General features: G+C 69.8%; 13 protein-coding genes. 6 read left to right on the top strand and 7 right to left on the bottom strand.

The features are described from left to right. Positions 1–199 precede the first annotated feature (199 nt). Entirely contained in the window at positions 200–1,153 is a 954-nt protein-coding gene (locus tag ACFFR3_RS19000; RefSeq protein ID WP_379483540.1) for a hypothetical protein, read from the top strand. Between the two features lie 912 nt (positions 1,154–2,065). Here ACFFR3_RS19000 and ACFFR3_RS18995 read toward each other — a convergent pair. The 3 genes from ACFFR3_RS18995 to ACFFR3_RS18985 form a co-directional block, all read right to left on the bottom strand. Next, positions 2,066–2,221 carry a hypothetical protein gene (locus tag ACFFR3_RS18995; protein WP_345391275.1) on the bottom strand — a complete coding sequence of 52 codons (156 nt, stop codon included), beginning with the start codon at positions 2,219–2,221 and terminating at the stop codon, positions 2,066–2,068. Between the two features lie 164 nt (positions 2,222–2,385). Continuing rightward, entirely contained in the window at positions 2,386–3,252 is an 867-nt protein-coding gene (locus tag ACFFR3_RS18990; protein ID WP_364377513.1) for an ABC transporter ATP-binding protein, read from the bottom strand. Next, positions 3,245–4,180, bottom strand: a complete 936-nt coding sequence (locus ACFFR3_RS18985) for an ABC transporter permease (RefSeq protein WP_345391272.1) — start codon at positions 4,178–4,180, stop codon at positions 3,245–3,247. Before ACFFR3_RS18985 ends, ACFFR3_RS18990 begins: the two co-directional genes overlap by 8 nt. Positions 4,181–4,782: 602 nt before the next feature. Between ACFFR3_RS18985 and ACFFR3_RS18980 the strand changes: the two genes are divergently transcribed. From ACFFR3_RS18980 to ACFFR3_RS18960, 5 genes are all read left to right on the top strand, one after another. Continuing rightward, the gene (locus tag ACFFR3_RS18980; protein WP_364377511.1) at positions 4,783–6,291 is read left to right on the top strand and encodes a peptide ABC transporter substrate-binding protein; all 1,509 of its coding nucleotides are present in this window, start codon (positions 4,783–4,785) and stop codon (positions 6,289–6,291) included. 125 nt (positions 6,292–6,416) lie between these two features. Continuing rightward, entirely contained in the window at positions 6,417–7,361 is a 945-nt protein-coding gene (locus tag ACFFR3_RS18975; protein ID WP_345391269.1) for an ABC transporter permease, read from the top strand. Next, positions 7,354–8,328 carry an ABC transporter permease gene (locus ACFFR3_RS18970; protein ID WP_345391266.1) on the top strand — a complete coding sequence of 325 codons (975 nt, stop codon included), beginning with the start codon at positions 7,354–7,356 and terminating at the stop codon, positions 8,326–8,328. The genes ACFFR3_RS18975 and ACFFR3_RS18970 overlap by 8 nt, the downstream gene beginning before the upstream one ends. A 13-nt stretch (positions 8,329–8,341) precedes the next feature. Then, positions 8,342–9,379 (top strand): ABC transporter ATP-binding protein, encoded by a 1,038-nt coding sequence (locus tag ACFFR3_RS18965; protein ID WP_364377508.1) that lies wholly within the window; start codon positions 8,342–8,344, stop codon positions 9,377–9,379. Then, positions 9,363–10,379 (top strand): ABC transporter ATP-binding protein, encoded by a 1,017-nt coding sequence (locus ACFFR3_RS18960; protein ID WP_364377506.1) that lies wholly within the window; start codon positions 9,363–9,365, stop codon positions 10,377–10,379. The genes ACFFR3_RS18965 and ACFFR3_RS18960 overlap by 17 nt, the downstream gene beginning before the upstream one ends. 59 nt (positions 10,380–10,438) lie before the next feature. Here ACFFR3_RS18960 and ACFFR3_RS18955 read toward each other — a convergent pair whose 3' ends face one another. From ACFFR3_RS18955 to ACFFR3_RS18940, 4 genes are read right to left on the bottom strand one after another with little or no spacing between them, the layout of a single operon-like run. Beyond that, on the bottom strand, positions 10,439–11,623 hold the full coding sequence (locus ACFFR3_RS18955; protein WP_379483539.1) for a lipid-transfer protein: 1,185 nt from the start codon (positions 11,621–11,623) through the stop codon (positions 10,439–10,441). Next, entirely contained in the window at positions 11,620–12,024 is a 405-nt protein-coding gene (locus tag ACFFR3_RS18950) for a Zn-ribbon domain-containing OB-fold protein (protein ID WP_364377502.1), read from the bottom strand. Before ACFFR3_RS18950 ends, ACFFR3_RS18955 begins: the two co-directional genes overlap by 4 nt. 26 nt (positions 12,025–12,050) lie before the next feature. After that, complete coding sequence (locus ACFFR3_RS18945) at positions 12,051–13,199, bottom strand: S8 family serine peptidase (RefSeq protein ID WP_364377500.1); 1,149 nt, start codon at positions 13,197–13,199, stop codon at positions 12,051–12,053. Then, the gene (locus tag ACFFR3_RS18940; protein ID WP_364377498.1) at positions 13,196–13,759 is read right to left on the bottom strand and encodes a hypothetical protein; all 564 of its coding nucleotides are present in this window, start codon (positions 13,757–13,759) and stop codon (positions 13,196–13,198) included. The genes ACFFR3_RS18945 and ACFFR3_RS18940 overlap by 4 nt, the downstream gene beginning before the upstream one ends. Positions 13,760–13,806 lie beyond the last annotated feature (47 nt).

The raw sequence follows: 13,806 nt of genomic DNA, 5'->3' as shown, positions 1-13,806 counted from the left end.
CCGGGCTGCAAACCCCTGCTACATGGGCATTCATGCGCCTGCGGCCACTCCGGGCGAGTGGTAGAACTGCTTTCGTAGCTCAGCCGTGGCGACACGCTCAGTGTGGTGCCCATAGCGCGTACGCGACGGCATACGGGGGTTATCGATTCGCATTTCCATCGCATTCGAGAGCGATCGATCACGAGCCGGGAAGGCAATCATGAATCGAGTAGTCAAGACGGCCCTGGCCGTCACAGCTTTCGGCTTGGCGGCGGCGGCCATGGCCGTGCCGGCGCAAGCCGATGTTCAATCAGAGACCGCCGCGCACGCGCCGGTCGACGGCGGGGGCACCACTGGAGCAAGCCCGCTCGGCGGCCTCCTCGGTGGCCTGGTCGGCGGCGACCTGCTGGGCGGCCTGCTCCCCGGGAGCAAGGCCAAGTCCGCGGCCGCCCCGTCCGGCCAGATGAGCGAGGTCGAGCGCGACCGGCTCAACGAGATGCGGATGCAGCAGCAGGCCGAGGCCAGGGGCAACGGGTTCGAGGACATCACGCGTACCGGCGGGCCCATGCCTGAGCTGTCGCCCATCGTCTCCAGCATGCCGTTCGGCGGCGGCGCCCTCACCTCGTCGCTGCCCCTGCTGGGCGCGGCGCGCATGGCGCAGCCGTCCGTCAAGTCCGGCCGCGCCCAGGGCGCCGCCCCGGCGCTCAGCACGGTCAACGGCGTGCTCGCCTCGCCCGTCGGCGGTGCGCTCGGCCGCCTGCCCGGCGCCGGTCTGCTGCCGGCCTCCGGCAGCAGCATCGCCGACACCAGCGGCGTCACGGCCAAGACCGTCAACAGTGCGACCTCCGGCCTGCGGGCCGTCTCGGCCGACTCGTTCGTGGCCGGGCTCAGCGACGCGGCCGCGCGGGCGCTGCCGCACGCCACGAGCGGCCGGCTGTCGCCGGTCGTCGGCCGGGTCGCGCCCGCCGAGGTGGCGCCGGTCGTCGAGGCGGTGCCGGGCACGACGCAGGCCGTCGCCATGGACGAGCTCGCGCCGCTGGTCGAGGACACCGCCGCCTTCGTCGCCACCCGTGGGACCAAGGCCGCGGGCTCCTACAGCGACGTGGTCACCGCCCTGGGCTGGACCGCCGACGCGCTGACCGGCTCGGTGCGCGGCGTCACCGCCCACCACTAGCCCTCGCGGGCCGGGGGTGAGCGCGGGCTCGTCCTTGAACCGGCATGAAGGGACGCGGACGTCAAAGGTGCCGACGCCCGTGCATCCGACCGCCGGAATTGCACGACCCGCCTCCCAGGCCCCCGCAACGGGCTCCCCTCCAGCTGAATCCGGTGTTCCCCGGCGCGATCGCCGGCTGCCGTGGCGGATTCCCCCTCCGGCGGCTCCGGCGCTCCCTCGGCGGGACGCCACCACCGCGGCAGGTCCCGGTGTTCCCTGGTGGAAGACCGGCCGCCACGGCGGACTCTTGACCGCCGGGCGCGGTGCCCTCTCCGGAGGGTCCGACCGCCACGGCGGCTGCTCGACCGCCCGGCGCGGTGCCCCTCCTGGGGCCGGTCGTCAGGGCGGGTGCTTCTCCGGTCGGCGCGGTGCCTCCCTTGGTGGAGGTTGCGGGCGTCGTGGCCGGGTGCGGCAGGCCGTTCAGGATGCTCCCAGGTGCCGGGCGCCTGAGGCACTGACGCGCAGAGATGACGAGGACCTCCGCGGCACGCGGGCGGTCCGACTGACGGGCCAGGGCGGACGCGCCCTCGCCCCGGGCGTGCTCGCGTACGGCGCCGCCACTGCAGGGCAGCGGCGCCACGCGAGCCCCGCCCCGCCGCCGACCCTCAGGGGTCGGCGGCTTTCGCATGCCGTGCCCCGCCCCGCCGCCGACCCTCAGGGGGGTCGGCGGCTTTCGCATGCCGTGCCGAGCCTCGCCTTCCTCGTCCTCGGGGGTGGGTGGAGAGCGTGGGGGTGGTGGGGTGGGCGGCGCTGTGGTGGGTGCTGGGGCCTTGGCGGCTGTGGTGCCTCATCTCCCGAGGCTCTCCGGCCGCTCGGGCGTCCAGAGCGCGTACGGCCCCTCGAACGGGGTGCTGCGGCGGCCCGGGTGGGTGGTCAGGGGAGGCGGACGCCGGTGCGGCGGGCTATCTGGGCTTGTAGGCGGGCCATCTGCCAGTGCAGCTCCAGCAGCTGCTCGGCCAGTTGGATCCGCGGGATCTCGGACACATCCTCGGTGGCCAGGTGGTCAATCGCGGCCGAAAGCTCTCCCATCGCGAGCCCCCACTCCATCACCGTTCCTCGGATCGAATTGACGTTCGAATCTTAGCGGAACCCCCGCCGCGCTGTCAGTCTTTTGCCCCTCGCGTCGCACACGTTTCGTACACAAGAACGAACCCCCTGCACGATCGTCGTGCAGGGGGCGGGAAGCGAGAAGGTCAGCCCTTGTTGTAGGCGGCGATGACTTCCTTCGGGTCGCCGTCCATCCTGATCTTGCCCTTGTGCAGCCAGATGACCCGGTTGCAGGTCTCCTCGATGACCCTGAGGTCGTGGGCCACGAGGAAGACGGTGCCGGCCGACTCGCGGATCTGGCGGATGCGGGCCTCGCTCTTCTTGCGGAACTCGCGGTCGCCGGTGGCCAGCGCCTCGTCGATGAGGAGGACGTCGTGGGTCTTGGCGGAGGAGATGGCGAAGCGCAGGCGGGCGCCCATGCCGGAGGAGTAGGTGGACATCGGCAGCTGGACGAACTCGTCGATGCCGGAGAAGTCGACGATCTCCTGGTATTTCTCCCTGACCTCGGCGGGCGTCATGCCCATGGCGTAACAGCCGAGGACGATGTTGCGCTCACCGGTCAGCTCGCGCATCAGAGCGGCGTTGACGCCGAGCAGCGAGGGCTGGCCGTCGGTGTAGACGGCTCCTTTGTGCGGGGGCAGCAGGCCGGCGATGGCGCGCAGCAGCGTGGACTTGCCGGAGCCGTTGCGGCCGACGATGCCGATGGCGTCGCCGTGGTAGGCGACGAACGTCACGCCCTTGACCGCGTGGACCTCTTTCATCTGCGGGCGGCCCTGGCGCCTGAGTATGCGCGTGAGGGCGTTGACCGCGTTGCCCTTCTCGGCGTCGGAGGCGGCGCCGTAGACGCGGTAGACGATGTGGAGGTCGTCGACGATGACCGTGGGCGTGCCCGTGGGCACGTCGAGGGGCCGCTTGCTCGAAGGCTCCGGGGTGGGACGCTTCTTGGCGTCCTTGCCGGGGACGGCGGGCTTGTCGCCCTTCACCTGTGACAGCTCCTTGGTCAGTTCAGCCACGCCCGTACCTCTCCTCGGACCGCCAGAAGTACCAGAAGCCGAAGCCGAGTGCGAACACCGCCCAGAATACGCAAGACATCCACACCATCGGTGGCGGGTGGTGGCCGAACTCCGGCCTGTAGCTGTGGATGAGGATCTCGCGCATCCACTCGATGAACGACGCCGCCGGGTTGAGATACATCACGTTGGCCACCCACTGGGGCAGCTCCGCCGAGCCGACCACCTTGTCCTGGATGGAGAAGAAGACGCCGGAGGCGTAGAGCCAGGTGCGGGTGATGAACGGCAGCAGCTGGTTGAGGTCGCGCATCGTGGCGCCGAGGCGGGCGACGATGAGGCCGGCCCCGATGTTGAACAGCGTCTGCAGCGCGAGCACCACGGGGATCATGAGCCAGAACCACGTGGGCATCTGTCCCATGATGACCAACAGGACGAGGAGCACGCCCATGGAGATGGCGAGCTGCTGCAGCTCCTGGATCGTGTACGCCAGCGGCAGCGAGGCCCGCGGGAAGTGCAGCGCCCTGATGAGCGACAGGTTGCCGGAGATCGACTTGGCCCCGGCGGTGACCGTGCGCTGGGTGAAGGTGAAGATGAACATCCCGGTCAGCAGGAACGCCGGGTAGTCCTCGATGCCTTTGCCGCCGCCCAGGATGAGACCGAACATCACGAAGTAGATGGCGGCGTTGAGCAGCGGGGTCAGCACCTGCCACAGCTGACCGAGCGTGGAGCTGGAGTATTTCGAGACGTTGCGCGAGGTCGCGTACGTCAGGATGAAGTGTCGCCGCTCCCACAGCTGGCGCAGATATACCGGGAACCTCGGCCGCGCGATGGCACGGCGAAGCCCGTATCTCTTGGCGAGCTTGGCCAGCGGCTCCTGCCCGCTTCGGCCGCCCGCCTGGGCGTCCGCGACAGCGGATTCCGGCTGGCTCATGGCAAGGACTCTATTGGATCCCGGGTGGTGGGGTGCCTGTCGTACGGGTCGACGACAGACTGTTGGACGGTCTTCGGTGGCGCCGGGTTCCAAGGCGTCACCAAGACCTGGTCAACCGTAGCTCAGGGAGCCGGGCCGCGTGGGCGGAGGCACGACCACGGTCATGTAGGGGGTAATTTTCATCGACTGTTCACGTCCAGGCCCGGCCGGTCTGCGGTGTTCTGTACCATTTGCGAGGCATCAGGCCGATTGTCTGTGACGCTGGATAGGCACACGTGTGACCGAACTGCAACGCGCCAGAGACTCCCTGGTGGCAAGTAGTAAGGGATAGTCGCGATCGACTGGCAGGGCGTCGGCTGGTTTGACCATGTCAGCCAAATCCGGGGGGATACCAGGAACTCCCCGTCAGGCTGCTCACGATCACCGCAGCTCAGCGCTTGGCGCCCACCTGTAGAGGGAGGAATTCTTTCACCATGCGTGTTACTAAGGGCGCACAGATCGTCGCCGGTACCGCGCTGCTCGCCCTCGCGGTTGCCGCGTGTGGCGGCGGTGCCTCGGACAACGGTGGCACTGCCGCGGGCGGCGCAGAAACGCCGGTCCGCATGGAAATCGGTGAGCCTCAGGAGCTCCTGAACCCGCAGAACACGACCGAGACCGAGGGCTCCGAGGTTCTCGCCGCGATCTTCTCGCCGCTCGTCAGCTACGACGAGAGCAAGCAGCCGGTCGAGGAGGCCGCCGAGTCGGTCACCACGGAAGACAGCAAGGTCTGGACGATCAAGCTGAAGTCGGGTTACACCTGGCACGACGGCACCCCCGTCAAGGCCGCCGACTACGCCCGTGCGTGGAACTACGCCGCTCTGCAGGACAACGCCATGGGCTCGTCCTACTTCTTCGGCCGGATCGACGGCTACGAGGACGTGCACCCGGGTGAGGGCAAGACGCCGACGGCCAAGGAGATGAAGGGCCTGAAGGTCGTCGACGACCTCACGCTCGAAGTCACCCTGACCGCGCCGTTCTCTCAGTTCAAGACCATGCTGGGCTACACCGCCTTCTACCCGATGCCGGAATCGGCGATCGGCTCCGACGGCAAGATCACCCAGGAGTACGGCGAGAAGCCGATCGGCCAGGGCCTGTTCAAGATGGACAAGCCGTACAAGAAGGGCACCGACCCGACGGTCGAGCTGTCGGTCTACGACAAGTACCCGGGCAAGAAGCCCACGGGCTGGACGAAGCTCCAGTTCAAGGTCTACACCAGCTCCGAGACCGCGTGGAACGACCTTCAGGCCGAGAACCTCGACATCCACGACTCCCTGCCCGCGACCGCCATCGCCACGGCCAAGTCCGTGCTCGGCGACCGCTACTTCGACGAGCCCGACGCGGCCATCGGCTACATCGGCGTCCCGCTGAAGTACAACAAGGACTTCGAGAACGTCGACATCCGCAAGGCCATCTCGATGGCCATCGACAGGAAGACCATCGCCGACACGGTCTTCTCCGGCACTCGCGCCCCCGCGGACGACTTCATCAACCCGGCCATCCCCGGCTACCGCCAGGGCGCCTGCGAGGCGTGCACGTACAACCCGGCCGAGGCCAAGAAGCTGTACGAGTCCGCGAACGGCCCGAAGACCATCGAGCTCGGCTACAACGCCGACGGTGGCCACAAGGAGTGGATCGAGGCCGTCGCCAACAACCTGCGGGCGAACCTGGGCATCGAGGTCACGCCGAAGCCGTTCGAGAAGTTCCAGGGCATCCTGGACGCCCTGGACGCCAAGGAGTACAAGGGCCTGTTCCGTATGGGCTGGGCCATCGACTACCCCTCGGCCGAGAACTACCTGACCCCGATCTTCGGCACCGGCGCCATCGACACCGGGTCGAACTACGGTGGTTACTCCAACAAGGACTTCGACGACCTGGTGGCCAAGGGCGACCAGGCCGCCGACGCCGCCGAGGGTCTGAAGTTCTACCAGCAGGCCGACGACATCCTGCTGAAGGACCTGCCCTACATCCCGGTTTACTTCTACCGGAGCAACTTCGGCCACTCCACGAAGGTCAAGAACGTCAAGCTCAACCTGCTGAACCAGGTTGAATGGGCCGACATCGAGAAGGCCTGACGTCGTTCGCCTGGCGGGTGGCTCTTGCCACCCGCCCGTCGGAGGGCTGAGCTTGGAGGCAGTCACTCGGACCGGGTAAATCACGGACTCCGAGGGCTGCCTCCAAGTGTGTACCGGAGGGCTTAATGGGCCGATATGTCATCAGGCGCTTGATTCAGGCGATACCCGTCCTGCTCGGCGCCACGCTACTCATCTTCTGCATCGTCTTCGCGCTGCCCGGCGACCCCATCGCGGCACTGTTCGGGGACAAGCGGCCGGATCCGGCCGTGGCCGAGGTGCTGCGCGAGCAGTATCACCTCAACGATCCGCTGCTCCTGCAGTACTGGCACTACATCAGCGGCGTGCTCTTCAGGGGCGACTTCGGCGTCAACTTCGCCGACGTGCCCGTCTCGGAAATGCTGGCAGGCAAGTTCCAGGTCACGCTGAACCTGGCGCTGACCGCCCTGATCATCGAGGCGCTCCTCGGTGTGGGTCTGGGCCTGTGGGCGGCGCTGCGCCGCGGCAGGGCCACCGACACCGCCATCCTCGCCTCCACGCTGCTGCTGATCTCGGTGCCCACGCTGGTGACCGGCTTCGTGCTGCAGCTCGTCCTGGGTGTGCAGCTCAAGCAGTGGACCGGGCTGGACATCTTCCCCGTCGCGGGTACGTTCGCAGGGCTGCGCAGCTATCTCCTGCCCGGCTTCGTGCTGGCCGGCGTGTCCGTCGCGTACCTCACCAGGCTCACCAGGACGAGCCTGGTGGAGACCCTGAGAGCGGACTACATCCGCACGGCGATCGCCAAGGGTCTGCCCAGGCGGCGCGTCATCGGCAGGCACGGCCTGCGCAACGCCCTGATCCCGCTGGTCACCTATCTGGGCGCCGACCTCGGCAACCTGATGGGCGGCGCGGTGATCACGGAGACGATCTTCAACCTCCAAGGGATCGGCAACCAGCTCTTCACCTCGGTTTACTTGCGTGAGCAGCCGGTTGTCGTCGGGATCGTCACCATCCTGGTGCTGATCTACATCCTGGCCAACCTGATCGTCGACTTGTTGTACGCCGTGCTCGACCCGAGGATCCGCTATGAGTAACCCAACCCCGCCGGGCGGGCCTGGACTCCCGGAGACGCAGACGCTCGTACCCGACACGGTCGCCCCCGCGGCGCCCGACACCGAGGGCGCCGAGGGCAAGGGCGGCAAGCCCGCCAGCCTGTGGACCGACGCCTGGCACGACCTGCGGCGCCGGCCGATGTTCATCATCTCGGTGATCATCATCCTGGTGCTGCTCGTCATGTCGTTCTGGCCGTCGCTGTTCAGCGCGATCGACCCGTACAACGCCAGGACCTGTGACCTGTCGACGGCGCGGCAGGGCCCCGGGCCCGGCCACCTGTTCGGCCGCGACAACCTGGGCTGCGACGTCTACGCGCGGACCATCTACGGCGCCCGCAACTCGATCGTCATCGGCGTGTTCACCACGCTCATGACGACGATCATCGGCGGTCTGCTCGGCATCATCGCCGGCTTCCGCGGCGGCGTTACCGACACGATCGCCTCGCGGCTGACGGAGATCTTCTTCGCCATCCCGTCGATCCTCGGCGCGCTGCTGATCGCGGCCACCTTCCGCGGCAAGGCCAACAGCATCCTGCTGGTGATCGTGGCGCTGACGGTGCTCGGCTGGCCGATGGTGTTCCGGATCATGCGAGCGGCGGTGATCACCGCGAAGAGCCAGGACTTCGTGGTCGCCGCCAGAGCACTGGGCGCGGGGTCGAGCCGGATCATGTTCCGTCACCTGCTGCCGAACTCGCTGGCGCCGGTCATCGTGGTCGCCACGATCAACCTGGGCAGCTTCATCGCCGCCGAGGCGGCGCTGTCGTTCCTGGGCGTGGGCGTGCAGTCACCGGACATCTCATGGGGCCTGATGATCGCCGACGCGCGCAACAGGTTCCTGGAGGCGCCGCTGCCGCTGGTGTTCCCCGCCGTGTTCCTGAGCATCACCGTGCTCGCGTTCATCATGCTGGGCGACGCGGTGCGCGACGCGCTCGACCCGAAGCTCAGGTAGAAGGGGGGATCAAGTGAAGAAGACGTCTTCGGATGTGTTGCCCGCCGAGGGAGGGCCGGGCGACGGACCGCTGCTCGCGGTGGAGGACCTGCACGTGGAGTTCCACACGCGGGCCGGCATCGTACGAGCCGTCAACGGCGTGAGCTACACGGTCAACCCAGGCGAGACGCTCGCGGTGCTGGGCGAGTCGGGTTCGGGCAAGTCCGTGACGGCGCAGGCCATCATGGGCATCCTCGACATGCCTCCGGCGGTCATCCCCAAGGGGGAGATCCGCTTCAGGGGCACCGACCTGCTCAAGCTGTCGGAGGAGGCCCGTACGCAGGTCCGCGGCCAGCGGATCGCGATGATCTTCCAGGACGCGCTGTCCGCGCTCAACCCGGTGTTCACCGTGGGCTGGCAGATCAGCGAGATGTTCCGGGTGCACCGGGGCATGTCCAAGGCCGACTCCATGAAGAAGGCCGTGGAGCTGATGGACCGGGTCCGCATCCCGGCCGCGCGGCAGCGGGTGAACGACTACCCGCACCAGTTCTCGGGCGGCATGCGGCAGCGCATCATGATCGCGATGTCGATCGCCCTCGACCCCGAGGTGCTGATCGCCGACGAGCCGACCACGGCGCTCGACGTGACCGTGCAGGCGCAGATCATGGAGCTGCTGGCCGAGCTGCAGCGCGAGAGCCAGATGGGCCTGATCCTCATCACCCACGACCTCGGCGTCGTGGCCGACGTGGCCGACAAGATCGCGGTCATGTACGCCGGCCGCATCGTCGAGCACGCCCCCGTGTTCGACATCTACAAGACCCCCGCCCACCCGTACACCAAGGGCCTGCTCGACTCGATCCCCAGGGTCGACCTCAAGGGCCAGGACCTGTACGCGATCAAGGGCCTGCCCCCCAACCTGCTGAACCTGCCGAAGGGGTGCTCGTTCCACCCCCGGTGCCCGTTCCGTCAGGACAACTGCCTGACCGACGCCCCCCCGCTCTACGAGATCAGCGGCACTCGCGGCAGCGCCTGCCACTACTGGAGGGAGGTCCTCGATGGCGAGCGGCAGTGAGACCATCCTCGAGGTGCGTGACCTGGTCAAGCACTTCCCGCTGACGCAGGGGATCGTCCTCAAGAAGCAGGTCGGCGCGATCAAGGCCGTGGACGGCGTCTCGTTCGACCTGAACAAGGGCGAGACGCTGGGCATCGTGGGCGAGTCGGGCTGCGGCAAGTCCACGCTGGCCAAGGTGCTGATGGCGCTGGAGCGGCCGACGTCGGGCTCGGTGAAGATCAACGGCCGGGACATCGCCAAGGCCAGGGGCGGCGAGCTCAAGCGCATGCGCCGCAACATCCAGATGGTGATGCAGGACCCGTACACCTCGCTGAACCCCCGGATGACCGTCGGCGACATCATCGGCGAGCCGTACGAGATCCACACCGAGGTCGCACCCAAGGGTGACCGGCGCAAGAAGGTGCAGGAGCTGCTGGAGGTGGTCGGGCTCAACCCCGAGCACATCAACCGCTACCCGCACCAGTTCTCCGGCGGCCAGCGGCAGCGCATCGGCATCGCCCGCGGCCTGGCGCTGCAGCCGGAGATCATCGTCTGTGACGAGCCGGTCTCCGCGCTCGACGTGTCGATCCAGGCGCAGGTGATCAACCTCCTGGAGCGGCTGCAGAGCGAGTTCGGTCTCGCGTACATCTTCATCGCCCACGACCTGTCGGTGGTGCGCCACATCTCCGACCGGGTGGGCGTGATGTACCTGGGCAAGTTCGTGGAGCTGGGCAAGGACGCCGAGATCTACGACCGTCCCGCGCACCCCTACACGCAGGCGTTGCTGTCGGCGGTGCCGGTGCCCGACCCTGACGGGCGCGAGCAGCGGGAGCGGATCATTCTCCAGGGCGACCCGCCCTCGCCGGCCAACCCGCCGAGCGGCTGCCGGTTCCGTACGCGGTGCTGGAAGGCGCAGGAGATCTGCGCGGAGGAGGAGCCGCTGCTGCAGATCAGGCCCGGTACGGGCCATGCCAGCGCCTGCCACTTCGCCGAGACGCACGACGTGGTGCACGTAGGTTAGATCTGGTTAGAACCACCTGAAACGCCCCGGGGACCTGCTCCCTGGGGCGTTTCGCATGCTCAGGCGGTGACGATCAGCGCGGAGCCGTGGCCGAACAGCCCTTGGTTGGCCGCGAGGCCGACGCGGGCGCCGGGCATCTGGCGGGCGCCGGCCCGGCCGCGCAGCTGCGTGGTCAGCTCGCAGAGCTGGGCGATGGCCTGGGCGGGCACGGCCTCGCCGAAGGAGGCCAGGCCGCCGGACGGGTTCACCGGGATCCGGCCGCCCAGGGCGGTCTGCCCGTCCCTGAGCAGCTTGTCGGCCTCGCCGGGCGGGCAGAGCCCGACGTCCTCCATCCAGTCCAGCTCCAGCGCCGTGGACAGGTCGTAGACCTCGGCCAGCGACACGTCCTCAGGGCCGATGCCGGCCTCCTCGTAGGCGGCGTACGCGATCGAGGCGCGGAACGGACGCTCGGGCGGCGGCACGGCGGCGCACGAGTCGGTCGCGAAGTCGGGCAGCTCCAGCACCGTGTTGGGGAAGACGGGGGTGACCGTGGAGACGGCCGCCAGGCGGACGGGGGCGGCGACGCCGTGGCGGCGCGCGTACGACTCCGACGCCAGCACCACCGCCGCGCCCCCGTCGGAGGTGGCGCAGACGTCCATGAGCCGCAGCGGATCGGCCACCATGGGGGAGGCCAGCACCTGCTCGGCGGTCACCGGCTTGCGGTAGCGGGCCATCGGGTTGAGCGAGCCGGCCAGCGCGTTCTTGACCTTGACGGCGGCGAAGTCGGCAGGGGTCGAGCCGTGCAGGGCCATGCGGCGGCGGGCGTAGAGCGCGAAGTACGCCGGGTTGGTCGCGCCGAGCAGCCGGAAACGCAGCCAGTCGGGGTCGTCGGGCCGCTCGCCGCCGACGGGGGTGAAGAAGCCCTTCGGCGCCGCGTCCGCGCCGATCACCAGCGCGACGTCGCAGAGCCCGGCGAGGATCCTGGTACGCGCGATGTCCAGCGCCTGCGCCCCCGACGCGCAGGCCGCGTAGCAGGAGGCGACCCTGGCGCCCGACCAGCCGAGCGCCCTGGCGTAGGAGGCGCCGGAGACGAAGCCGGGATAGCCGTTCCTGATCGTGTCGGCCCCGACGACGAACTGCACGTCGGTCCAGGCCAGCCCGGCGTCGTCGAGGGCGGCGCGGGCGGCGGCCAGGCCGTACTCCAGGAAGGGCCGGCCCCACTTGCCCCACGGGTGCATCCCGGTGCCCAGCACGGCCACGTTCATGAGGCCCGCCCCCACATCCACATCAGCGGCCCGTCGGCCAGCTCGCCCGAGGTCAGCTCCAGCTCCATGCCCACCGCGAGCTGCTCCACCGTCAGGCCCTTGACCTGGCCGAGCACGACGATGCCGACCTCGTCCAGCTCGACCGCGGCGAGCGTGACCGGCTCGTACGGCTGCGCCGCCACGTACGGCGCGGGCGGCGGGTAGCAGGCGTTGGTGTACGACCAGACCCGCCCGCGCCTGGGCAGCAGGGTCTCCTCCATGTCGGTGACCTCGCAGCGCGGGTTGGGGCAGGAGTCCCGGCGGGGCGGGAAGCAGACGGTGCCGCAGCCCGCGCACCGGGTGCCGAGCAGGCGGACACCGCCGGGCTCGACCGCGAACCAGCCGTCGATCGCGTACGTCATAGCTCGGAGTATCACACAAGCGCTTGCTAGGTTGAATCCCTCCGCCGCTCCCGCGAGCGCAGCACCACCCACCCCGACATCACGACCACCAGCAGCACCATCCCCGCCACCACCGCCGTCCTGGACGCCGGATAGGGCCCGTCGCCGAAGTAGGGCCCCGGCAGCGGCGGTATGACGGCGGGCGCGGCCAGCCGGGCGGCCTCGCGCAGCGCCAGCGCCGCGTCCGCCACCCCGTGCCCGTAGGCCGGGCTGTAGCCGTCACAGGGCCGGCGCCTGGTGCCCTCCTCGATCGCCAGCCGCACGTGGTACGGCGACAGGTGCGGATGCGCCGACCTGATCAGCGCCGCGATGCCCGCCACCATGGCGGCGGCCGAGCTGGTGCCGTCGCCCACCACGTACGAGTCGCCGCCGTCGGCCGTCACGATGTCCGTGCCCGGCGCGACCACCGACACGTAGTCCTGCCGGTTGGAGAAACGGGCCACCCTGCCCCGGCGGTCCACCGCGCCCACGGCGATCACGCCGGGGTAGGCGGCGGGGAAGTTCTTCCTGTTCGCCGCGGCCCCGTCGTTGCCCGACGACGCCACGAGCACCGCGCCCTTGCCGATGGCGTACTGGACGGCCTCCTCCTCGGCGGCCGAGCCCTCCCACGCGCCGCTGCCGCCGCCCAGCGACATGCTGATCACGCCCGCGCCGTGGTCGGCGGCGTACCTGATGCCCCTGGCCAGCGCGTCGCGCCAGCCGGGCTGCCGGTGGGCGCGGCGCGGGTCGCCGTTCTCCAGAGTGACTCTGATCGACAGCACCGTGGCGGCCGGCGCCACGCCGAGCACGCCGCCCTTGCCGCCTTCGCCGTGCCCGCGCCCGGCGATCAGCCCGGCCATCGCGGTGCCGTGGGGGCCCCACCCGCGCCCGTCCCCGCCGGGGTCGGTGAGGTCGGGACCCTCGATGACGGCGCCCCGCAGGTCGGGGTGCCCGGGGTTGACGCCGGTGTCGAGCACCGCGACCGTGACGCCCTCGCCCTTGCTGGTGCGCCAGGCGTCGGGCAGGCGCAGCGCGCGGAGCTGCCACTGCCCGGCCCTCGCGGCGGCGGCCATCTCGTCGCTGCCGTCCCCCGCCAGGGCCGGTACGGGGCCCGACAGCAGCACGGTCAGCAGGACCGGTACGGCGATCCGCCTCATCGCGTCAGCGCCCGGTGCAGCGACGTGGCGACCTGGCGGGCGGCGGCGCACAGGCGGGAGGGCACGGGGTCGCCGGGACGGTAGGCCCGCCCGTCGGCGTACCCGGCCGCCGTCGCCACCAGGTAGCGCCCGGGGGAGCCGAGCACGACGCCGGTGACGTACTGGCGGTCGCCGAAGCGGGCGGCGGGCCCGCCGGGGAACGCCGCGGGCCGCACGGTCGCGGGCCGCCCCGAGCCGTGGAGGGAGAATCCCGGCCGGTCGAGCACGGCGATGCCGGCGGTGACGACGAAGGTCTGGGTGCTGTCGGAGTAGGTGGCGCGTAAGGCGACGCGGCAGTAGGGCCGGTAGGGCAGCACGGCCGCGGCATGGAAGGCGGCCGGGCAGGCGGCCTCGGGGGCGACCCCGGCCAGCACGTACGTGACCCGCGCCCCGGAGGGGCTGTGCCCCGGCACCGTGGCGGGGAAGATGCGCGTCACCGGCCAGGCGCGCCAGCGCTCGGACACGGGCGGGACGGGAGCGGGCCAGGTCACGGACAGCAGGAAGGACAGCACAACGGACAACTGGAACACGTCGACCTCGAGCGGGAGGGGAGGGGCCTCCGATCAGC

The organism is Nonomuraea salmonea, from assembly GCF_042428605.1.
Classification (GTDB): Bacteria; Actinomycetota; Actinomycetes; order Streptosporangiales; family Streptosporangiaceae; genus Nonomuraea; species Nonomuraea salmonea.
The sequence above is the reverse complement of the archived record's forward strand: the minus strand, read 5'-3'. Positions and strand labels throughout refer to the sequence as shown.